We start from the raw sequence: 21468 nt of genomic DNA, 5'->3' as shown, positions 1-21468 counted from the left end.
AATCCTCGGAAAGAATACAGTCTTCCCGAGGATTGTTAACATTGGAGAAATGTAAAGCGCGCTAACTATGCAAAAGGAAATTTTCGTTCACAGCGTTACATTCACAATGCTTAACTCATGAAAACGAATAAAGGAGGAAATATTAATTTGGAAGGAAAAATAAATGTAAAAAAAAATAATTTATCTAATTCAAATGCAAGTTATGAAGCAAAAAAATTATTTGAATATATCTGTGGAATTTATGGAAATAACATTCTTTCAGGGCAACAAGAATCCGATTGGAAAGCACCCGCAAATGATGAGCTAGATTATATTAGAGAAAAAACAGGTAAACTTCCTGCGATTCGTGGTCTTGATTATATCAATGAAGATTATGAAGGTGTCAATAAGCGATCAATTGAATGGTGGGAAAAAGGCGGGATCGTATCTATATGCTGGCACTGGGGATCACCACCAAATGGGATAGGATATGAATCCTCTAAGGGAACGATTAATTTGGAAGAGGCATTAACAGAAGGAACAGATCTATATAATGGTATGATTGCTAAAATGGATGATGTTGCAAAACAACTTAAAAAGTTGCAAGATGCTCGAGTACCAATTCTTTGGAGACCATTTCATGAATTTGATGGAGCTTGGTTCTGGTGGGGAAAAGGTGGCTCGGAACAATTTATAAAACTTTGGCGACTAATGTATGATCGTTATACTAAATATCATGGTTTGAACCATTTGATTTGGGTGCTTGGTTACTCTGGAAAAATAAAAAATGGCTGGTACCCAGGAAATGATTATGTTGATATTGCCGGTGCAGATACTTATAACTCAGTACCACAGACTGAATTGTATCAAAAGGTTATTGACATAGTAGGTAAGAAAATGCCAGTAGCTTTTCATGAATGCGGGCCAATTCCAAATCCTGATGAGATGATAGAAAATGGGGCAAAATGGGTGTGGTTTTTAACATGGCATACCATTCACATTAAGGAACAAAATACTCCGAGTTATTTAAAGGATATATATAATCACGAATATGTAATTACGTTAGATAAAGTGCCTAACATGAAATTAAGATAGATAGTGATTTTCTCTTTTGGTACTATTTTGTAAGCGTTTTATATAGGAGATTAATTTTGTGGAGGTAGTTAATAATGATAAGGTATTTGTTAAATAGAATAATTATTCTTCTATTTTTTGTTACTTTGGTACTAAGTTTAGCTGAATCAGGTGTTGTATCAGCATACGCGGAAACGGGAAACGAAGTTGATGAATTAAAACTTGAGGCGGAAGAAGCTACATTAAGCGGACTTACCGTGCAAGATGACATGCCTGGTTACTCTGGGACTGGATATGTTGGTAATTTTACTGAAGATGATGCGAAAGTTACTTTTACTATGGATGTGCCTGACAAGGCTTTATATAACTTAACTGTTGGTTATGGCGGAATATATGGTGGAGGTAAACATGCAAATATTCAATTAAATGGGGAGGCCTTTACTTCCTTCGAATTGGGAGAAGGTTTTGGAGAATCCCCAGTAGGAAAAGTATTACTAAATGAAGGATCGAATACTATTGCCTTTACACCAAATTGGACACACTTTGCAATTGATTTTATTAAGCTATCTTTGGCACAACCTTCAATTGATCATGAAGTGAAAAAACAATTAATCAATCCTAATGCAACGACAGAAACGAAGACTTTGTTTAGCTATTTAGTGGATAACTTTGGTAAAAATATCATCTCAGGTCAACAAGATGATGCTAATAATGATTTAGCTGATGTCAAATATATTAAAGAGTTAACAGGAAAAACGCCAGCTATTCTAGGCTTAGATTTGATGGATTATAGTCCATCACGTGTCGAAAGAGGAGCAGTTTCTCATGATGTTGATCTCGCACTTGAATGGTCTGAGAAAGGGGGAATTGTTGCATTTGCTTGGCATTGGAATGCACCTAAGGATCTGTTAGATACGGAGGAGCAGCCATGGTGGAGTGGGTTTTATACAGATGCAACAACGTTTGATGTGGAATATGCCATGAATCATCCTGAATCAGAGGATTATCAATTACTCATTCGGGATATTGATGCAATCGCTGAGCAATTAAGGCGATTACAAGAGGAAAACGTGCCAGTTCTATGGAGACCATTGCATGAGGCAGAGGGCGGTTGGTTTTGGTGGGGAGCGAAAGGACCAGAGCCAACAATAAAGCTATGGAAGGTAATGTATGATCGACTAACGAATTATCATGAATTAAATAATTTAATATGGGTATGGAACTCTGTTGATCCAGCTTGGTATCCAGGTGATGATTATGTCGATATTGTTAGCTTTGATTCTTACCCAGGTGCATATAATTATTCCCCACAAAATAATAATTATGAAGCACTTGTTGATCTTTCCTCTAATAAAAAGCTAATTGCGATGACGGAAAATGGGCCAATCCCAGATCCAGACATGTTAGACCGCTACCATTCCATGTATAGTTATTTTACAACCTGGATTGGTCTAATTACAGAAAATAATAGCAAAGAGCATTTACAGAAAGTATATAATCACGAAAAAGTAATCACATTAGAGGAATTACCGGACTTAACGACATATGGACAGGAGAAAAGTTCTGATACCAGTCTGCAAAATTTAACGGTTTCTACAGGACAGCTGAGCCCGGGCTTTTCCAAAAATGTAAAGGAATATACGTTAGAGGTTGAGAAAACAGTGGATGAAATCATATTGTCACCTGTTGCTAATTCCCATTTTGCAACTGTTACGATTAATGGTAATACGGATTTGACTAAAGGGATTAAGCTCCAATCAGGCGATAATATTATTCACATTGAAGTAACTGCAGAAGATGGAACAAAGTCTAAATACTTAATCCGTGTAAAAAGGCTGACAAGCTATTTGTCATTGGATTTAGTTAAGAAAAGTGATCATTATGTTTTACCTGATAAGAGTATCAAGAATCTCGATATCAATGGATTATTAGAATTGAAGATACCAAAGAATACTGATCATTTACAGATTGTCTTCAATCACGAGCAAATGAAAAGCTTAAAAGAGAAAAATAATAAAATTCATGTAAGAAAAGATGATCTTCGAATGAATTATAATATGAAATTATTCCCATCGGATTCACCACTAACTTTATCGATAGAAAGAATAGAAGAAAAGGCATTAGAACATGGGGAGCATGCCACAACAAAATTATATGATTTAAGATTTGAGCAAAACGATCGGATTATCAGTCAGTTCTCTTCTAGTGTTCAACTATCCTTCTTAATGAAAGAACCTAATGACAATCAAAAAATTTATTATTGGAACATACAGCAGTCAGAATGGATAGGGATCGGTGGCAAAATCGAGAATAAGTGGATAACAGCGGAAACAGATCACTTTACTATCTTTTCGGTATTTGATGAAAAAGAACTCTCGCAAGCATCTGATCATGATAAGCAAGTGGAGCACAAAACAGATGCAAACGAACAACCCTCCACAGATCAAAAAAAAGACAAAATGGATAAAGAAGTAATAGGGATGGAGCAAGGTAAGCTGACCACTGATGATTCAAAAAAGGAACAATCACTACCTAATACCGCGACATCTATGTATAATTGGTTGGTAATCGGAGGAATTACCCTTCTATTTGGTATTGGTGCCCTCTTATTCAGAAGATTGAAGCGCAACTAATAGTAGTAAATCCACCCGATTATGGGTGGATTTACATCGATTTAAACAAAAAGTTTTAGTGAAGGACAACTTCATGAATGATTTTCATCTCTTCATGATCGAGCATATTTTTATTAACGACCTTTTTAATCGGCTTGTTCATATTTTCTCTAAGATCGTTTACTTCATCTTTATCTCCAACAATATAAATCTGCTCCCAATTCAATCCCTTAGCAAATCGATCCAATGTAGAGGCAAGGCTTTTATACCAACGATAACGGTTTGCGTTAAACCTTTCCTTGAATTGCTCTTGTTTTGTACTTTTGCCACCACTTCCCATGGATACACGAGCACGGTGTGGTCCTGAATGTTTTTTCCAGTTTTCTGTTTCGATGTCTAATTCGAATATATGTGAGTCTTTAACGGTTCCAAGCTCTGTATCTAAAACCTTTACGGCTTCCTTTTGTGTAAGAATAATTCCTGTTTTAGGGAATTCGTTATAGATCTGTTTTAATTGGTCAAGCTTTGCAGAGTCGCTCCATTCAAATTCTGATTGAACAGGCATTTGAAATTTTTCTGCAAACCAGATCGAATCATCCGCTGTGGCGAAGATGACTACACTTTTAGCAAGTTCTAATTCATTTTCCTTCATATATTTTTCTACTTTTTCTTTCACGGTCCAGTAATTCCGCTTCTCCTCAGAATTACCATCCTCTTGTAAGTAGTTATCAAAATTTTTTAATCCATTCTTCAGGTGGATTTTCCACTCTCCGCCTTGTTGTTCAGGATCTGCTGGGTCTGTATTTAAGTACATGGTAAAAACGCGATTGGGCTTCTCTAGATAAATGGATTCTAATTTCTTCATTTCCTTAGCGATATTCATTTTATTCTACCCACTCCTTCGTTTAATATTAGACCTTCCCTTATCTGTAACCTGAAATCGATCCATTAAAACATATGAATAATTTTACTGTCCAAAATTTTCCATAAGAAATTAGGAATAGGTTTATCAACATTACAAAAGCTACATAAGAAAAAGGAGGTGTTTGGTGTGGAACATATAAAAATGATGGCAGTAAAGTTTTTCATTAGTTTAGCACTCCTCTATGTAATTTTAGGTATAGGTTACGATGTTTCGTTTGGTAATGTTTTTCTCATTACATTAGTATTAGGAGTCTTGTCATATATTCTTGGAGACCGAATAATTTTACCTAGAACGAATAATACGGTTGCGACTATTTCTGATTTTGTTTTGTCTTTTGTCGTTATTTATTTGATGACAGATGCATTAACTGTTGGGGATGATGTTTTACAAGCGACGCTCATTTCATCAATTGCCTTAACAATATTTGAATATTTCTTTCATAAATACGTTGCATCAAATCTGGATGATCAAGAGTCAACTACTGATATGAGACCTAGATCCATTCAGACAGAATCAGCAGAAGAAATTCATCCAATTGACAAGGAAGAAAACTACAAGAAGAACGAGGAATAAAGAAAACGAGAAGGGCCTTTGTGATATGCTCCCCCTAAAGTAGACAATGAAAAAAACAAATCTACTTTAGGGGGAGTTTTATGCGTTCTTATAGTAAGCATACCGTTGAAGAACTTGAAAGATATATTCAAATGTATCTGGATGAAGGATGGAGTTATAGAGAGCTATGTGAAAAAGGTTTGTTGCTAAGTGATTCGATATTTAATGATAAGGTACTAAGATACCAAGAACATGGGCTTACAGGCATTCAAACGAAAAAGAGAAATAATCGTTATTCTAAAGAGTTTAAAGACTCTATTGTTAAAGAGCACATAGAACAAGGCATACCAGTCATTCAATTAGCTCGTAAATATAACATTCCATCTGATTATACTGTTCGAGAATGGATCATCAAGTATACTAAGGGAGAAGGATTAAAAACTTATTCTCCATATCCCGAGGTGTATACAATGAAAAGTAGAAAAGTGACACAAGAAGAAAAAATAGAGGTTATCCAAGCATGTTTAGCCAATAACTTATCGTATAAAGAGACAGCTGAAAAATATCGAGTTTCCTATAATAATGTTTACTCATGGGTACAAAAGTATAAAACCCACGGTTCTGAAGGACTAGTAGATGGGCGAGGCGTATATTGAGTTCTATAACACAAAGCGCGTGACATTGAAGATGGGTTTAAAAATTCCAGCATAAAAAGGCCATGCATGAAAGTCATACATGGCACAAAATGTTTTGTTTATTTACCTGTCTACTTGACAGGAGGCAGTTCATTGCTCTTCTCGTTTTTTAACTTTTCTTATTGCGATAAATAGTGACAATTCCAATGATGATGAGTAGCAGTATGGAAATATAAAATCCTGGTCGAATGCTTTTTTCAGCAAGTGTACCTATAACCGTAATGCCTAACAACAAAACCCCGAATAATCCAACAAAGGAATGTAGCCTATTTCTTTGTTTTTGCAATTTCAAGGACGAAGCGATGATACATGCCCAATTGTACAGCAGTAATATCCCCGCTGCTGTGGTGATGTATTCGTAAATTTTTTCAGGTAATAGCAATGCGATGATAATAGATGCTAATAGACCAACTGTTGCAAGAGCTAGGGATGGTAGCGGTAAATTTTTAAATTTGTTGATCTTTTTTGCGAAAAGTTGAGGCGCATCACCATCTTTTGCTAAAGTTACGAGAAGTGTCATGACACCAAATAATGTAGCCGTCATTGCAGAAAAACCCGCAATGATAATAGCTGCATTAAATCCATGCTTAAAATAAGACAAATGATAATCAGCCAGTGCTGTAATAAAAGGACTTTCATTTGGATCAAATGCTTCAACTGACACCAAAGTAACGGAAAGACCAATAGAAACAATGTATATCAATGCTAATAGTAGGAGCATCAATTTACCTGATTTTGGTGCATCTTCCTTTTTCTTTAAACGAATCGTCATTAAGCCGATTACTTCAATTCCTCCAAAAGCATAAAAAGCATAAATGAGTGAGGACCAAAATCCTTGCCATCCACCAGTGAAAAGCTGTTTCAAGGAATTTGGAATCCCAGGTTGTTTGACATTGGTACCAGTAAACCAACCGAATAATGCCCCAAATGCCATGATAATGAATATGATAATAGCAGCTGTTTTAATAACTGCCAAAATGTCCTCTACCTTATCAAATCCTTTTGTTCCGAGTAATACCACTAAAATAGCAAGAATAGAGTACATGGCAGCAAAAACCCATAGTGGGATATTTGGAAACCAAAGCTGTGTTAAGATAGAGAGAGCAATAAGTTGACTTCCCATTATTAGAATACTCGAACTCCAGTAATTCCATCCACAGCTGAAACCTGCCCATTTACCAAATGCTTTATTGGCATAGTAGCAAAATGAACCTTCTTGAGGGTCATCTGCGGACATCTTGGCAAGAAAATGGAATACAATATAGGTTCCAAGTGCTGCTAAAATAAAGGAAAAAACGATGGAAGGGCCAGTAAGGCTAATCCCAATACTTGAACCGAGAAAATAACCTGTTCCAATGGTGCACCCTATTCCAGTTAAGGAAAGCTGCCACCATGTCAGATCTCCTTTAGTAGAGGATTTTTGTCTTGTCATCCGATGCATGCTATAACTCCTTTACAATAACATGATCCTTATTGTACCCAAATCGTTTTAGAAAAACTCATTAGAAGAGCTTGAGTGAAGAAGCTTAAAAAAACGCATTATCCAAAGTTAGATAATGCGTTTAACGGAAGATTAAAAAATATGCTTGATAGCCGAAATAGACAGCAAACCCAATTAAGGAAATTCCTGTTATCATCGAAATCCATTTAATAGTGGTTTGATTAAGAAGATGCCGAAAGCTACTTGAAACACAAGCCATAAAAATATCCCACACGACCAATCCAATCACAATCGCTGCTGTATATAAAAACAAATGACTAGTATCATATTTGTGAATCGTATTAGCTAGGACAGATCCATAAATCCCTAGCCAAAAAAGAATCGAAAGCGGGTTACTAATGGAAATCAAAAATCCTGTTGTAAAAACTTTAAGTAAGCTGTCCTTTGATCGATGATTATCTGTCGTTAGTTTATGTGAACTTTTTAAGCTTTCGATCCCTGTATAGCCTAGTACGAATGTTCCAAATGACCAAAGGAATGTTTTCATTAGTGGCGTTTCCAAGAAATGTACTACCCCAAAAAATACAGCTAAAATAAATAATAATTCAGCAAATAAAGAACCAATCGCAAGGAACCATGAATGAAGGAAACCATTTTTAATTCCTTGATTAATTTGTGCAGCATTGATCGGCCCAAGCGGTGCCGCTAGTGATAATCCAAGAAAAACATAGCTGAAAAATATCCCCAAAGTTTTCACCCCTTAACAATATATGGCTTGTACTATTTCTATTCAATAGTTGGATAAGTAGAACAAGGGTGGAGATATTTGCGTAAGAGGCTAGGGAAACGGCATTAGATTTATGCCGTTTTCCTATTATTTCTTTTTGGGTAAAACAATCCTTTTATACATTTGTACTGTCAATAAATAGTACAAGAAGTAAATAATAAGGAAAATAACCACAGGAATCCAAAATTTTGTGAATGGTTCGATTAAAATAATGGAGAACATTTCCATTCCCACTAACACATGGACAAATCCGAGTAGGGCAGGGAATAAGAAGATCAAAAATAATTCTTTATGGATAGAATTGGATAATTTTTCTCTTCTCACCCCTATTTTGTTTAACATATGATATCTCTTTATATCAGCTGTGGCACTGGATAGTAATTTAAACATTAGCACACTCGCCATCATCATAAGAAAAGCGACGCCTAGAAACAATCCCATAAAAATAGTCCCACTTGCAAGGTTTTTTAAGGAGGTATAAGTTTCTGATTTACTTCCAATCATGAGTGGCTTTTCTCCGGTGTACGCTTTTGCAAGATTAACATGTTTTTTATCTATCTGTTTTAATATCTCGATATGATCAGTGAAGCTTTCCACTTTACCTAGTATTATTTGCTCCGCAGAAGCATTTAGCTGTTCAAAGCTTTGTTGATCAAGTATATAGAGTTCCCGTTCACCGAAAAGGCTAGGAGTTACCAAGAGTTCGGATCGGAAAGCCTCTAACCAATCTTCAGGAATTTCTCCTTGAGAATATTCGGGTTGACTTAGTGGTGTTGTTACTCTTTCCTCTACTGGTAATGCACTAGGATCATCACTATACGTTTTGATGGATGGTGGGCTGTTCTGTAAGTCATTTTTAAGAAAATAAACGCCATCCTCTGTCACCTTGTAGCTATAACTGTTTTTTTCAATGAATTCCCAGCTCTCGATTTCACTTAATTCTTCCTCGGTCGGTTGATGAATGGTGACATCATTTGCATGTACAAGAGATGCTTGAATAGCTGTATTGTGATAGAACGATAAGCCTGCAGCCATCGCCCCTAAACCTAACGCAATTAACATCGCAACCGTTCCAAGTACTTTTGTTAGCTGACTAATCCGAAATCGTAATTGAGCGAACGTGAAGGAATTTAGTCCTTTTTCATTGATAGAGCGAATTGATTTAACCCTTCTGATGAGAAAAGGTAACAATGCCATAAAGAAAAAGTAAGTTCCTGGTGTTACTGTAAATACAGCTACGATGACGCCAACATGTAGGAAGGTACCCATATGAATCATCACATAGTATCCAATAGCTATGAGGAGCAATGAAATAAACGCTCCTATCACCGTTTTCCATCCTTTTGATGTGAGAATATCCGCCTTTTGTTCAGAATGTAACAATTCCAGTACCGTTTTCTTAGCTACTTTCCATGCATTGACCATTGCTGTTAATAGAAAAAGAATCACATAGAAAATAATAGTTGTTATCAGAGAGGAAGGATAAAAAGGTTGAAATCCTTCTCCAGAGAAATTTAATTGATTCATGATCATTTTAGAAATGACTTCTGTGATTCCAACTCCAACAAAGAGACCGATGGCAAGAGAAATCATCCCTATCATTAGTGTCTCGATAAACATCATTTTTGTCACTTTGTTTTTCTTAGCTCCTAAGGTCATATACATTCCAAGCTCTTTTTGTCTTAATGACAAAATAAACGAAGTAGCATAGAAAATATAAAATATCGTGACAATCGCTAGGATAAATGAACCCGCATGGAAGACGAACACAATTGGGCTAATCAAGGCATTTTCTTCAAGAAATGTTTTATTCTGAGCGAGTGTTTGAAACATATAGAAAATAGCAATGGATATGGTAAGTCCAAACAATAATACAAGATAATCCTTCCACATTTTTTTCATACTAGAGCTTAGTAGTTTAAAAAGCATTTTCCTTCTCCTTCCTTATGACATCTCCAAGCTAGAGAATTCTGCTAATACATTTAATATTTCTTGATGAAAGGCTGCTTGATCACTTAGCCGATGGATTTCCTTATAGATTGTGCCATCCTGAATAAACAAAATTCTTTCGCAATAGCTGGCACTAAGAGGATCGTGTGTGACAAGCATGATGGAAACTTCATGATGGTCGTTTAGCTGTTTTAATGTTTCCATTAAACTTCGGGCATTTTTGGAATCCAATGCACCTGTAGGTTCATCTGCGAGGATTATAGCTGGTTCATGAACGAGCGCTCTTGCTGCAGCAGTTCGTTGCTTTTGTCCCCCAGAAACCGTAGCAGGATATTTTTCTAATATCTCGCTAATGCCTAGCTTATTGGCTACTTGTGTGACAAGTGGTTTAATTTTTTTAATAGAAATCCCTTGTAAGGATAGTGGTAGGGCAATGTTTTCATAAATCGTTAAATTTTCTAATAAGTTAAAATCCTGAAAGATAAAACCTAACTGATCTGAACGAAAATCAGCTAACTCTTTTTGCTTCATCGAAGTAATATCTTTGCCCGCAATTTCAATGGTTCCAGATGATGCTGTATCAAGTGTGGATACGACGTTTAATAGAGTCGTCTTCCCAGCTCCTGAAGGGCCCATGATTCCAACAAATTCCCCCGGATAGATATCAAATGATACATCATCTAATGCTTTGAAGTTTGTTTCAGATTTTTTTCCAAATATTTTTTGAACATTTTTTACATGTACAACGGATTGTTCCATGTTTTTTCCCTCCTGTAACAATTTGCTGTTTCTATTGTAGACTAGCCATTTATAGATTACCTATCGATTTTTCTTTCAAGTGTCTTACATTTTTGTAAGAATAAAAAAGAAGCCATCTTAATCGATGACTCCTTACTTCAAATTTTCTATAAATTGGTTTAATTGTTTCCGGTCACTTAAATGACCATTACAAACTGCTGGATCCTTACAGATATAATTTCCTTTTTTGGAATAGGTCCCACGAATTTTGCCTTTCTTCTCACTCGTAAATAACGATACTTCTTCAAGTCCATTGCAGATGGAACAGATTCCTTTATGTTGTGTGGTTTCTAAATAACCTTGCACACCTATAAATTTATCTTTGAAAGGTACGATCAAAAAGCTTTTATTTAATCCCTTGTCAAACCAACGAAGATAGACGGTTTCTTTAAAATCCAGCTCAGAAAGGTCAGGGGCTTTTAATTTTTTTATTTTTGGGAAAAGCTTTCGAATCCTTTGCTCCGATATCTCAGGAAAAGGAATGACAAGTTCTTTCAGGGATAGAAGATATTCCTCCATATCCTCTTTATTTTTTAATTGTAAAATATGATCAATTCGATCTTTTTGTTCGGATGTTATTGACTCAAGATTTTCCGTTGCCTTTTCATATGCCATCGTCTTGGCTGCATCTTGTACATGCTTATCTGTAGTGGTGGATAATGCATTCACAATTGCTTTCGCTTGTTTTCGAATTAGATGGAATTGATCTACTGTAAGAAAAGCTTCCATTGTTACCACACTCCTCATTTAAAGTGTAGCAAATATTGTGAGATGTAACTATGGAAAAAATACTCTTAGAGCAATTTTTCTTTTTTCTTGGCATAAATAATTTTCTTTATCGATTCTGTGGATAAATGATAGACCCGAGCAAGTTCTTCCATTGATTTTCCGGACCGAAAAGCTTTTCGAATCTCCTGATTGCGTTTATCTAAATACTGTCTACTCCCCGAACAAATTCCCCACTTTTGATAGGAATTCGCTCTTTTAGGGATATAGATAGTTTCTCCTTGAATGTATTCTTGTATCGCGTCTAAAAGCTCTTTTGGTAAAATTTCATGCGCCTTCATTTCAAGCCAGCTCCTTATTATTTTGTTTATCATAAGGGCAAAGCCTAGTAGCGCTTATCAGGCGATAATAGTGGTATCACCCCTAGCAAAGTATCGCCTCAATCTCTAGGCTTTGCAGGGGCCAGTGTAAATTCGGGCAATTGTCTTGCCATCCCAAACACCTCCATTACTATTACAGTTTACCTCAAGTTCGCTTTTTTTTGAATAGAGAAGGCACTTCCAAAAATACAGCCGAAGTTGCAAAAAAGCGAGAGCCACTTGCAAAAATACAGTGGAAGTTGCAAAAAAGCGAGAGCCACTTGCAAAAATACAGTGGAAGTTGCAAAAAAGCGAGAGCCACTTGCAAAAATAAAGCGGAAGTTGCAAAAAAGCGGGAGGCACTCGCAAAAATACTGCGGAAACTACAAAAAGCAAGCACTACTCGCAAAAAATTATCTCTTAAACAAACTAGACAGATCATATCTCGCATTCTTCGTAATACCAGATCTTTTCATGCCTAATGATTGAAGTAATCTAGAAGTGGTATAAACAGAATCCATGCAAAGAAACCATCTGGCTTGGCGATTAGTAATCGTATGACCGAATAGGTAATAAAAATCTTCAAGTGCAGCTAAATGCGCTAACGAATTTCTTTTTTTACATTTCGGACATTCCCAAGAACCATAGATGCGCCGCATAATGATAGGCTTACATCTGTTGCAAAATACGCCTCTTTTTATTTTGGGAAATATCTTGTCATTAGGATTTATAAATGCACTACCACGTTCCTCGTGCAGAGATATTAATTTTCTTCCTAGATGGTATAATTCATTTCTTTGTAGAAGTTTGGTTGGATATTTTTGTGTGATCCTCTTAAGCCTTGCAGGGAGTTGTTGAGAGGTGATTAAATCAGGGTGGTTGAAAGTAAGGTGAACCTTCTTATGTGTAAAAACAACGAGGGTCTCAATTGGGATTGTGGGGTAGCCATGTTTATCCAAGAGGGGAGAGGATAGAAATGGGGAGTCACTCCTTATGCATAAATTTTCCTTATTATAGCATAGCCTCTTATCTGAAGCCACCATATGGTATACTTATTTTAAAAAGGAGCGTGGAGTAATTGGAAACAAAAAATCAAGCATTTTTTCGTACATTTAATGAAGCATTCGTTAAAGGAGATATTGAGAAGATTCTCGCTAGTGTTACAGATGATATTGTATGGCGCATGGTTGGTTCCGATACGATAAACGGAATAGAAGCCTTAACCCAAGCATTGACGGGTATGGATAATGATAGTGACTTTGAATTAGAAATCGAGCATATGATTACACATGGGAAAGAAGCAGCGGTTAATGGAATGATTCATTCTACCAATTCGGATGGTGAACAGAAGCATTATAGTTTTTGTGATATCTATCGATTAAATAAGCATAAGGATGGAAAAATTAAAGAGATCATCAGTTATGTGCTGGAGGTTCACTAAATAGATGTTTGTTGCGATTACACAAAAAACCCTTCATCCCATGAAACAGCTTTGGACATTTGGCTTAGAAGAGGCAAAATCTTGCTTTTTCGCTGTTATTATTTTTTCAACACTTGCCATTACCCAAATAATGGAGACTTTATTTATTCCACGTTATGATTTTATTCTATTAATTTGTCTATTAACGCAAGCTTTTATGATGATAACTAAAATGGAAACATGGGATGAGGTAAAAGTTATTGGTGTTTTCCATGTAATTGGTCTTGCGTTAGAAATTTATAAAGTACATATGGGATCATGGAGTTATCCTGAAGAGGCGTGGAGTAAGGTATTCGGTGTTCCGCTTTATAGTGGATTTATGTATGCAAGTGTTGCAAGTTATTTGTGTCAGGCATGGAGAAGACTCGATGTAGAGATAGTTCATTGGCCAAAGACATGGGCGGTCTTCCTTCTGAGTGCTGCTATTTATTTCAATTTTTTCACCCATCATTATATTTATGATTTTCGTTGGCTCTTAAAAATTGCAACTATCCTATTATTCTTCCGTACCATCGTTTACTTCAAGGTGAATGCCATTACGTATAAGATGCCTGTTGTCCTTGCATTCGTATTAATTGGTTTTTTTATTTGGATAGCAGAAAATATTGCTACCTTCTTTGGGGCATGGCAATATCCTAATCAATCAGAAACATGGCATATTGTTCACTTCAGCAAAATCAGCTCATGGCTATTATTAGTCATTGTTAGCTTTTTAATTGTGGCTATGCTTAAGCATATAAAAGGGAAAAGAGAATAACTTTCATCACATGGATGCGATAATCGCATCCATTTTTTATTCCGAGAAAAGTTTCCTTGAAGAAATATTCTTGACAAAATGAAAATATTGCGTTAATTTTTAGTTACAACAAAAAGTTTCCTAAGGGAAAAAGGAGAGGAGATTAAAATGAAAAGGAAATGGAGTTTATTTTTGACACTGGGATTTGTTCTATTTTTGGCAGCTTGTGGGAATGAAGTAAAATCTTCTAAGAATGATTCAAGTAGTGACAAAGTGAAAGTAGTCACAACGATTGCACAAATAGGAGAACCACTATCTGTGATAGGAGGAGATCGTGTAGAGGTCGAAAGCTTAATGGGGCCATCCGTAGACCCACATTTATATAATCCAACACAGAGTGATGTAAAAAAGGTCGATGAAGCAGATGTTATTTTTTATAATGGCCTCGATTTAGAAGTGAACATGAAGAAAATGTTTGAAGAAATAGGCGATTCTAAGCCCGTTTTAGCCATTGGGGATACCATTTCTGAAGATTCTTTGCTAGAGGATGAGGAAGGAGCAGTGGATCCGCATATTTGGTTTGATATTGATTTATGGAAGCAAGCACTAGAGGCTGCAGTGGAAGAATTGAAGGAATTTTCACCGGATGATGCAACATATTTTGAAGAAAATAAACAGGAGTATTTTGCAGAATTAGATCAGGTGAAAAAGGAAGCAGAGGTACTTCAGATTATACCTGAAGAAAACCGAGTTCTCGTCACAGCCCATGATGCATTTGGTTATTTTGGAAATATGCATAATATGGAAGTGATTGGACTGCAAGGGCTAAGTACGGAAGATGAGATAGGTGTTTCTGACATTAATGACACGATTGATATCATTAAAAATTACTCTGTGCCAGCAATCTTTGTCGAAAGTAGTATTAATCCTGACTCTATAGAAGCAGTGATTGAAGGGGCGAAGAATCAAGGAATAGATGTATCCCTTGGTGGCGAGCTTTTCTCTGATGCAATGGGTGATCCTGAAACGGAGGAAGGTACATATGTAGGAATGTACCATCACAATATCGATACAATCTATGATTCCTTAAGTAAAGGGGAGGAATAACTTGACACATTCAGCACTAAAAGTAGTCAATTTAGCTGCATCCTACCGAAAAAACAAGGTATTATATGATGTTAATTTCGACATAGAGGCCGGGTCTCTAACAGGTGTTGTTGGTCCAAACGGTGCAGGTAAGTCCACATTAATCAAAACAGTTCTAGATCTCCATCCAGCTTTAACTGGGGAAATAGAATTTTTCGGTTTACCCTTTAAAAAAGCAAAAAAGAAAATTGGTTATGTTCCTCAACGAGGTTCCGTTGATTGGGATTTTCCTACAAATGCATTAGATGTTGTCACAATGGGGTTGTACGGTAATATTGGTTGGTTAAAACGTCCAACACGAGAGGATAAAGAAAAAGCATACGAGTCACTAGATAAAATGGGGATGGCGAGTTATGCTAATCGACAAATTAGTGAGCTTTCTGGTGGACAGCAGCAAAGAGTATTTTTGGCACGTGCATTAGTGCAAGACGCTGAGTTATATTTTATGGATGAACCACTAGCTGGAGTGGATGCGGCAACAGAGAAAGCAATCATGAAAATCTTGCAAGAATTAAAGAATTTAGGTAAAACGGTTCTCGTTGTCCATCATGACCTTCAAACAGTTGAAGACTATTTTGACCATGTTCTCCTATTAAATAAGACAGTCATTCGTTATGGGAAAACAGAAACTACCTTTAATCCGACTAACATCTCAGAAACGTATGGAGGGAATATGTTGTGGATTACCTCCGGAAAGGAGAATGGTCATGTGGTCAGCTCTTTTAACAAGTAATACACAGTGGGTTCTGATGAGTACAATGGTTTTGGGAATTGCTGCAGGAACGATAGGATGTTTAGCATATTGGAAGAAGCAGAGCCTGATGAGTGATTCATTGGCTCATGCTTCCCTTCCTGGGGTTGTGATAGCCTACCTATTATTTGCGAGAAAGGATTTGTATCTATTAATTGCTGGCGCTGCAGTTAGTGCATTGCTCGGTGCTGTTTTTATCCAGACAATTCGCAAAAATTCAAGAATCACGGAGGATACAGCGATGGGGATGATCCTGTCGGTTTTTTATGGATTAGGCATCATGCTATTAACGATTGTTAATCGGTCAGCTGGTGGAAACCAGGCAGGCCTGGATAGTTTTATCTATGGGCAGGCAGCAGCAATGGTCCGATCAGACGTATGGACAATGATTATTCTTGCCTGTGTATCTATAATGATTGTTGTCATGATGTTCAAAGAATGGAAAATATATTTGTTTGATCCTGACTTTGCAAAAGGAATTGGCTTATCTTTAAAAGGAATGAATGTGTTATATACCTTAGTACTTGTCACAACCATTGTTATCGGGATTCAAGCAGTAGGAGTTATTTTAATTGCTGCATTAATCATTATACCACCTGTTAGTGCTAGGTATTGGACACACTCCTTTGGAAAGATGTTGTTATTGTCCGCATTGTTTGGTGGCTTAGCTGGAGCGATTGGTACGGCAGTAAGCACCCTTGGAAGTGGATGGCCAACAGGCCCGTTTATTGTTCTATTTGCTTCGATTCAATTTGTTTTCTCACTTGTCTTTGGTATACAAAAAGGGATCTTAGTGAACTATTATCAATTTAAGAAGCGACAAAAACTAGCACAGCTTCATGCTCAGGGGGTGGGTAAATGACTTACTCAGCATGGATTATTTTAACTGCATGCTTAGTTGGTGCAACTTGTGGATTAATTGGTGTCTTCTTAATACTGAGGAAAATGGCGATGATGGCTGATGCGATTAGTCACACGGTTTTATTAGGAATTGTTATTGCTTTTTTAATGACAAGAGAGTTAAGCGGTCCTCATATGCTTATTGGGGCAATCATAGCAGGTTTATTAACAGCCTTCTTTGTACAATGGCTCCATACATTGGACATTGAACAGCATGCCTCGATGGGTATTGTATTTACGACATTATTTGCTATAGGGGTTATCCTAATTGCAACATCGGTGGGGAATGCACACCTAGATGTAAAGCATGCCCTTATGGGAGAAATTACATTTATTCCTTGGGAAACGGCTGCTGTACCGCTTTTGGGTAATATACCTGTTGCAACTACCATGCTTGGGTTGGCGTTTGTGATTGTTTTATTTTTTATCCTTGTCTTCTATAAGGAATGGAAAATCACTTCTTTCGATCCAGCTCTTGCTGCTAGTTTAGGAATCCCTGTACTTATTTTGCATTATGTTTTTATGAGCCTAGTATCTGTAACAACAGTGGCTGCTTTCGATGCTGTTGGAGCTATTATGGTCGTTGCGATGTTAATCACTCCTGCTGCTTCTGCTTATCTTTGGACAGACAAGCTATCGGTTATGCTCGTCATGAGTAGTTCATTCGGTGTTTTGTCCGCTATTTTAGGCTATTATATTGCTACTGTTATCGATACCTCTATCTCAGGATCAATGGCTTTAGCTACAGGAGTTATATTTATTATTAGTTTTTTATTCTCTCCAAAGCATGGTTTAGTCTCCAAGTGGGTAAAGCCAGCCACAACTGATGTAATGCCCTAGAGGATTCGACTCACAGACCACCGTAGATGCACTACATACGGTGGTCTAGTCTTTTTTTTCTGAATCGATCCTTTATTTTTTCTGATCTGTAACATTACGGTTATACACCTTTTCAATGTAGCCAATATAGCCCTTTAACTTCTTTTCTTGTTGTTCTCCTTCGAATTTAATGGCAAGTGATGCTAGAATAAGAATACTACTACACATAGCTAACCAAACTAAGATACCGAGTAAAATATTCATGAACACACCCTCCTTACCATTATCTTAGAGGATGAAACGCGTTCCATAGCAAGAGTTTTTTAAAAAAGGATGAAAAATATGGCAAATATTCGTGATATAGCAAATCTAGCTGGCGTATCTGTAACGACCGTTTCAAGAGTATTAAATAATCATCCTTATGTAAGTGATGAGAAAAGAAGAGCAGTATTAAACGCAATTCAAAAGACAAACTATCAAATAAATATGAAGGCTGTTCATCTTAGTAAAGGAAAGTCGCGATTAATCGGAGTGGTGGTGCCATTTGCTAATAATCCTTATTTTGGTTTATTGGTCGAGGGGATCACCAAAATGGCTTATCAACATCAGTATCATATTGTATTAATTCAAACTAATTATGAAAAAGAACGAGAACTAGAAGCGTTAAACATGCTGAAGCACAAACAAATTGATGGGATAATCATTTGTTCCAGAATTTTGGATTGGAATACAATAAAGCCTTATGCAGGATATGGCCCATTAGTTGTTTGTGAAAAAGCTACGGATATAGATTACGTACAATCTGTATATGTGGATCATTATCAGAGTTTTACAAGGGCCCTCCATTATTTATACGATAAAGGTCATCGACAAATTGGCTACTGTATTGGGCGAGAAACAGGTTCCAATAGTTATTATCGAGCAAAGGCTTATCAAAACTTCTTAAAAGAAAAGGACCTTCCATTTTTGGACGAATTCGTTTTTACGGAAAACTATTACTTTGAAGATGGGAAAAAGGTGGTAAAAATGATCATAAGTCAATCAAATGCCCCTTCTGCTCTACTAGCAAGCGATGTCGTAGCAGCTGGAATTCTTACTGCCTGTCAGCACAACGGAATAGCTGTACCAGATGATTTAGCTATTATTGGCTTTGATAATCAACCCATCGCAAAGGTGATGAATATAACTACCTTTGAGATTCCAATTGTAGAAATGGGAGAAAAGTTATTTTTACAAGTAATTGAAAAAAGGGAAAATAAGCACGAAAAATTAGAGGTAACTTTGATTGAAAGGAACACGGTATGACGTTCTTTCTACCATGCTTGAATCTTGAAAGCTAATGCAGGTCTACCATTATAAGTAGCTCTTTCAATTTTGCAACTATCCGATTATTTTTGCGAGTGGCGCTCTTAATTTTGCAACTTTCATATTATTTTTGCGAGTGGCGCTCTCATTTTTGCAACTACTATAATATTCTTGCGAGTGGCGCTCTTAATTTTGCAACTTTCATATTATTTTTGCGAGTGCTGCTCTTAATTTTGCAACTTTCATATTATTTTTGCGAGTGCTGCTCTTAATTTTGCAACTTTCATATTATTTTTGCGATTAGCGCTCTCATTTTTGCAACTTCTATAATAATTTTGCGAGCGAGGCCCTCATTTTTGCAGCATATAAAAACCCAGACTGGAATAGTCTGGGTTACCGTCTATTATTATTCTGCTATAACAAACTCAAATGATCCGCTTAATTTGATTTCTTTACCGATTAAGACTCCCCCAGTTTCTAGTGGAGCATTGTAGGTTAAGCCATAATCTTCGCGGTTAATCTTTCCTTCAAGATCAATACCTGCAACAATATTACCACTCATTGGATCCTTTGCTTTTCCATTATACTCGACAACGAATGTTTCTTCATTTGTTGCATCTTTAATTGTCACATCACCAGTCACTTCGAACTCGGAGTCACTAATTTTTTTGACAGATTTACTTGAAAAAGTTATGTTAGGATAGCTTTCCGCGCTAAAGAAATCATCTGATTTTAGGTGACCATCACGATCCTCGTTGTTGGTATCAATAGACGCTACTTTAATGGTTACATTTACACTTGCCGCTTCAAGGTTGTCAAAGTCTCCATTGAAATCCACATCAAAATCATGGAATTCACCTTTCGCTTTAGATACCATCATATGTTTTACTTGAAAATGAATCCCACTATGCACTTTATCTAACGTTACATTTGCCATTTTAAAATTCCTCCTAAAAAAATATAATAACTTACTTTATGTAAGTAAGTATACAAATAGAATTAGATTACGTCAAGTAATTTAGTTATTTTATTTCTGTGCTTTTTTTTGGTATACTACTGATAAAGAGGTGAAAGGAATGACTGATAAAACGATTTGTCCAAAATTTGAATCAGCATTAGATATTTTAAATAAACGTTGGACGGGTTTGATCATATTTCAATTATTAAAAGGATCTCAGCGCTTCTCAGAGATTGAGTCATCGATTGGAATTAGTGGGCGCGTTCTTTCTGAAAGGCTGAAGGATCTTGAAAAACAAGGAATTGTCAAACGCGTCGTATATGACGAAACCCCAGTTAGAATTGAGTATTCCCTTACAGATAAAGGTTATGCATTAGAGCCTGTACTTCATAGTATTCAGCAATGGGCAGATGCTTGGATGGACTTAAAGGCTATCCTATAAAGTTTTTATAGAACTCTACCCCTAGTCAAAGTGATTAAACATGCAAAAGTGAAGAGGATGCTCTTCGCTTTTGTTATTTACATAGAGGAGGCTTTTGGATGAAAGTAATATTAGACTGTGACCCTGGCCATGATGATGCCATTGCGATTATTCTGGCAGCTTCGAGGATAAGTCCATTAGAATTAGAAGCAATCACAACGGTTGCCGGAAACGTAGAAGTAGAAAAAAATACAATGAACGCCCTAAAGGTGTGTGATATGATTAGTCTAGAGAGTGTACCAGTTGCGCAGGGTGCAACTGGACCGTTAGTGAAAAAAGCAGTGATTGCAGAAGAAATTCACGGAGAAACAGGACTAGATGGGCCAAAGCTCCCTCGGCATCCATCTAAAACAGCTATTGATCAGCATGCAGTGGATGTTATTATTGAAAAATTGTTAACAACAAATGAGCCAATTACACTTATTCCAACAGGTCCATTGACAAATATTGCGCTAGCGTTAATTAAAGAACCACGGATTAAAAGTAATATTCGCGAAATTGTCCTGATGGGCGGTGGAACATTTGGTAATTGGACACCAGCTGCGGAGTTTAATATTTATGTGGATGCAGAGGCCGCAAAAGTAGTTTTTGAAAGCGGAATACCAATAAAAATGTTTGGATTGGATGTGACACATCAGGTTCTCGCTACCAAACAAACAGTAGCAGATCTAAAGTCCATCAATCATACGATAGCGACATTCGTATCAGAACTACTAAGCTTTTTTATCCAGGCATATAAAAATCAATTCGACTTTGATGGGGGACCAATTCACGATGCGTGCACGGTTGCTCATTTAATCGATCCAACTATCTTTACCTTTGACCATGTCCATGTCGATATCGAAACAAAAGGCGAATATTCTTATGGAATGACCGTCATTGACAAACATGGCGTAACAGGAAAGCAGCCTAATGTTTACGTAGCGAAGGGTTTAGATCAGGGAAAATTCTGGTCCTTATTTTACAATGCGATTGCTTCTTATGCAGAGTGAGG

Annotated in this window: 23 protein-coding genes; 13 read left to right on the top strand and 10 right to left on the bottom strand. The window is 36.6% G+C overall.

Features of this window, described 5'->3' with window-relative positions; genetic code table 11:
* Window positions 1-147: 147 nt before the first annotated feature.
* The gene (locus ACZ5R4_RS09210) at window positions 148-1074 is read left to right on the top strand and encodes a glycosyl hydrolase (RefSeq protein ID WP_464368396.1); all 927 of its coding nucleotides are present in this window, start codon (window positions 148-150) and stop codon (window positions 1072-1074) included.
* A 74-nt stretch (window positions 1075-1148) separates the two neighbouring features.
* Complete coding sequence (locus ACZ5R4_RS09205) at window positions 1149-3686, top strand: glycosyl hydrolase (protein ID WP_464368395.1); 2538 nt, start codon at window positions 1149-1151, stop codon at window positions 3684-3686.
* Between the two features lie 55 nt (window positions 3687-3741).
* On the opposite strand, the gene ACZ5R4_RS09200 is transcribed toward ACZ5R4_RS09205, so the two are convergent.
* A complete protein-coding gene (locus ACZ5R4_RS09200) occupies window positions 3742-4530 on the bottom strand; it encodes a VLRF1 family aeRF1-type release factor (protein WP_464368394.1) in 789 nt (262 codons plus the stop codon).
* A gap of 186 nt (window positions 4531-4716) precedes the next feature.
* Between ACZ5R4_RS09200 and ACZ5R4_RS09195 the strand changes: the two genes are divergently transcribed.
* Entirely contained in the window at window positions 4717-5163 is a 447-nt protein-coding gene (locus ACZ5R4_RS09195; RefSeq protein WP_054861181.1) for a YndM family protein, read from the top strand.
* 80 nt (window positions 5164-5243) lie between these two features.
* On the top strand, window positions 5244-5798 hold the full coding sequence (locus ACZ5R4_RS09190; RefSeq protein ID WP_464368393.1) for a transposase: 555 nt from the start codon (window positions 5244-5246) through the stop codon (window positions 5796-5798).
* 148 nt (window positions 5799-5946) lie between these two features.
* On the opposite strand, the gene ACZ5R4_RS09185 is transcribed toward ACZ5R4_RS09190, so the two are convergent.
* The 7 genes from ACZ5R4_RS09185 to ACZ5R4_RS09155 form a co-directional block, all read right to left on the bottom strand.
* Entirely contained in the window at window positions 5947-7269 is a 1323-nt protein-coding gene (locus tag ACZ5R4_RS09185; protein ID WP_464368481.1) for an amino acid permease, read from the bottom strand.
* A 130-nt stretch (window positions 7270-7399) separates the two neighbouring features.
* A complete protein-coding gene (locus ACZ5R4_RS09180; protein WP_109985766.1) occupies window positions 7400-8026 on the bottom strand; it encodes a LysE family transporter in 627 nt (208 codons plus the stop codon).
* A 126-nt stretch (window positions 8027-8152) separates the two neighbouring features.
* Window positions 8153-9967, bottom strand: coding sequence for an ABC transporter permease (locus ACZ5R4_RS09175; protein WP_464368392.1), 1815 nt, complete (start codon window positions 9965-9967; stop codon window positions 8153-8155).
* A gap of 42 nt (window positions 9968-10009) precedes the next feature.
* A complete protein-coding gene (locus ACZ5R4_RS09170; protein WP_277678704.1) occupies window positions 10010-10774 on the bottom strand; it encodes an ABC transporter ATP-binding protein in 765 nt (254 codons plus the stop codon).
* A gap of 132 nt (window positions 10775-10906) precedes the next feature.
* Window positions 10907-11542: a FusB/FusC family EF-G-binding protein gene (locus ACZ5R4_RS09165; RefSeq protein WP_181397691.1), complete on the bottom strand. Its 636-nt coding sequence runs from the start codon at window positions 11540-11542 to the stop codon at window positions 10907-10909.
* Between the two features lie 65 nt (window positions 11543-11607).
* Window positions 11608-11913 (bottom strand): CD3324 family protein, encoded by a 306-nt coding sequence (locus ACZ5R4_RS09160; RefSeq protein WP_342767761.1) that lies wholly within the window; start codon window positions 11911-11913, stop codon window positions 11608-11610.
* Between the two features lie 398 nt (window positions 11914-12311).
* A complete protein-coding gene (locus ACZ5R4_RS09155; RefSeq protein ID WP_347835935.1) occupies window positions 12312-12557 on the bottom strand; it encodes a hypothetical protein in 246 nt (81 codons plus the stop codon).
* A 419-nt stretch (window positions 12558-12976) separates the two neighbouring features.
* Between ACZ5R4_RS09155 and ACZ5R4_RS09150 the strand changes: the two genes are divergently transcribed.
* The 6 genes from ACZ5R4_RS09150 (at window position 12977) to ACZ5R4_RS09125 (ending at window position 17751) form a co-directional block, all read left to right on the top strand.
* Complete coding sequence (locus tag ACZ5R4_RS09150; protein WP_054860869.1) at window positions 12977-13339, top strand: nuclear transport factor 2 family protein; 363 nt, start codon at window positions 12977-12979, stop codon at window positions 13337-13339.
* A gap of 40 nt (window positions 13340-13379) precedes the next feature.
* The gene (locus ACZ5R4_RS09145; protein WP_277678715.1) at window positions 13380-14135 is read left to right on the top strand and encodes a DUF817 domain-containing protein; all 756 of its coding nucleotides are present in this window, start codon (window positions 13380-13382) and stop codon (window positions 14133-14135) included.
* A gap of 147 nt (window positions 14136-14282) precedes the next feature.
* Window positions 14283-15221 (top strand): metal ABC transporter solute-binding protein, Zn/Mn family, encoded by a 939-nt coding sequence (locus ACZ5R4_RS09140; RefSeq protein ID WP_464368391.1) that lies wholly within the window; start codon window positions 14283-14285, stop codon window positions 15219-15221.
* Window position 15222: 1 nt separating this feature from the next.
* Entirely contained in the window at window positions 15223-15993 is a 771-nt protein-coding gene (locus tag ACZ5R4_RS09135; protein WP_464368390.1) for a metal ABC transporter ATP-binding protein, read from the top strand.
* Window positions 15968-16873 carry a metal ABC transporter permease gene (locus ACZ5R4_RS09130; RefSeq protein WP_109985775.1) on the top strand — a complete coding sequence of 302 codons (906 nt, stop codon included), beginning with the start codon at window positions 15968-15970 and terminating at the stop codon, window positions 16871-16873. Before ACZ5R4_RS09135 ends, ACZ5R4_RS09130 begins: the two co-directional genes overlap by 26 nt.
* Window positions 16870-17751 (top strand): metal ABC transporter permease, encoded by an 882-nt coding sequence (locus ACZ5R4_RS09125; protein ID WP_464368389.1) that lies wholly within the window; start codon window positions 16870-16872, stop codon window positions 17749-17751. Before ACZ5R4_RS09130 ends, ACZ5R4_RS09125 begins: the two co-directional genes overlap by 4 nt.
* A 72-nt stretch (window positions 17752-17823) precedes the next feature.
* On the opposite strand, the gene ACZ5R4_RS09120 is transcribed toward ACZ5R4_RS09125, so the two are convergent.
* Entirely contained in the window at window positions 17824-17994 is a 171-nt protein-coding gene (locus tag ACZ5R4_RS09120) for a hypothetical protein (RefSeq protein ID WP_181397693.1), read from the bottom strand.
* A gap of 78 nt (window positions 17995-18072) precedes the next feature.
* Here ACZ5R4_RS09120 and ACZ5R4_RS09115 point away from each other — a divergent pair, with 78 nt between their 5' ends.
* Window positions 18073-19035 (top strand): LacI family DNA-binding transcriptional regulator, encoded by a 963-nt coding sequence (locus ACZ5R4_RS09115; RefSeq protein WP_464368388.1) that lies wholly within the window; start codon window positions 18073-18075, stop codon window positions 19033-19035.
* A gap of 406 nt (window positions 19036-19441) precedes the next feature.
* Here the strand turns inward: ACZ5R4_RS09115 and ACZ5R4_RS09110 are convergent, their stop codons facing one another.
* Window positions 19442-19972 (bottom strand): YceI family protein, encoded by a 531-nt coding sequence (locus ACZ5R4_RS09110; RefSeq protein ID WP_054860872.1) that lies wholly within the window; start codon window positions 19970-19972, stop codon window positions 19442-19444.
* A gap of 139 nt (window positions 19973-20111) precedes the next feature.
* Here ACZ5R4_RS09110 and ACZ5R4_RS09105 point away from each other — a divergent pair, with 139 nt between their 5' ends.
* A complete protein-coding gene (locus tag ACZ5R4_RS09105) occupies window positions 20112-20435 on the top strand; it encodes a winged helix-turn-helix transcriptional regulator (protein WP_054789253.1) in 324 nt (107 codons plus the stop codon).
* 98 nt (window positions 20436-20533) lie between these two features.
* Window positions 20534-21466 (top strand): nucleoside hydrolase, encoded by a 933-nt coding sequence (locus tag ACZ5R4_RS09100; RefSeq protein WP_464368387.1) that lies wholly within the window; start codon window positions 20534-20536, stop codon window positions 21464-21466.
* Window positions 21467-21468 lie beyond the last annotated feature (2 nt).

The sequence above is a fragment of the Gracilibacillus sp. JCM 18860 genome, from assembly GCF_055395245.1.
Note: the sequence above shows the minus strand (reverse complement) of the source record. Positions and strands in the feature narration are given on the sequence as shown.